This window comes from Xenorhabdus kozodoii (genome assembly GCF_002632875.1).
Taxonomy (GTDB): domain Bacteria; phylum Pseudomonadota; class Gammaproteobacteria; order Enterobacterales; family Enterobacteriaceae; genus Xenorhabdus; species Xenorhabdus kozodoii.
In genome coordinates this window covers 1-1278 of record NZ_NJCX01000076.1, presented here as the reverse complement: position 1 = coordinate 1278, position 1278 = coordinate 1, and the positions used below count along the sequence as shown (strand labels likewise).

Below are 1278 nucleotides of genomic sequence, written 5' to 3'. Positions count from 1 at the left end.
CATAGGTATCTACACATCTCCGAGCTGACCCAATGCTCTTGCGGCTAAGAGGGTCAGTTCCTCGGGGGTATACTCGGATAGCAACATTAATGTGTTCAGAAGGATGGATAATCCCGCAAGGAGAGCGGGGGCACTCTCTAATCTTCCGCGTTTTTGCTGCCTTCCTGAGAGCCGGCAAATTAATCGACGGGCCCGGGCATTTTCCTCTCCCTCTGAACGTTGCAATCGCCAGACCAGTACACAGGCCATGCTGGCGATGAGCAGTCTGCGTAATATCGCTCGGGCACTGCGCTGGAGCCAGGATCCCACGTCATGCCCTGCGCTTTTGAGGAGTTTAAAAAAGGATTCAATATTCCAGCGCCAGTAGTACCACTGCGCGATTTCATCACAACGGATGGCCTCCTCTGTGTTCGTCAGCAGGGTCCAGCGACCCAACTCTTTTCCCTCATCATCACTGAGTCTGACCACCACAAGCCGCACCGCCAGCGCTTTCCCGGGCTGCTTTGGAACCCTGTTGTTCGTGTCTTTATCTTTCTGTTTTGACTGCGCTGCGCGTGTGATGCTCACCCCCGTTTCACTCACGGCAAGATGGGCTTTCTTTCCTTTATAATTCACGGTTTTTTGAACCTGAAAGCGGAGTTCATCAGCCACTTCACCCACTTTTTTTGTTTTGCCCTGATATTGGACACGGTGCCCCTCTTTCCCCCGGATTAGCCAGTAAAATCCCTGTTCGCTCAAGGTTCTCATATGCCCGATGGAATCCCCCTCGCGGTCGATAATGTGAACCATTTTTTTGTCAAAACCTAATGCTTCTAACCGGGTAATATCCGCCGTCAGCGCATCCAGATGAGTGAGCGGTTCGGACCGGGCGTCATTCAGGGTTGAATGGCAGTACGTACTGTCCGTGAGCGTTTGTCCTAATGGGGCAACCGGTAGCCCCGAAGCAGCATCGATAAGCAAGCTGCTTCTTAACTCATAGCCGACATCCGTTTTATGCGTCATCTGTCGCCGTTGTTCCTTGCTGGGATGAGCGTAATGCAGGCGGGACCAGTCGTGTGCAACCAGCGCATATTGATGAGCACTGCGGGTAATTTCTTCGCGAGCCAGCGCGATAATGGGTTCATTCAACTGGCTGAAAGCGATCCGATCGTTATTGAGAAAACGCCAGACGGCCTGCGTGGTGGCGAACGTGGTTTTCTGTGCGCTGGCCACGTCTTTAATTGCACAGGCGAGAGGATCTGAAGGTGTCATATGTTGTTTGACCAGCATCGGGTATCG

Annotated in this window: 1 protein-coding gene; it reads right to left on the bottom strand. The window is 52.7% G+C overall.

Features of this window, described 5'->3' with window-relative positions; all coding sequences use genetic code 11:
• Nucleotides 1-9: 9 nt before the first annotated feature.
• On the bottom strand, nucleotides 10-1278 hold a 1269-nt coding region (locus tag Xkoz_RS19120), incomplete at its 5' end, for a transposase (protein ID WP_422646083.1).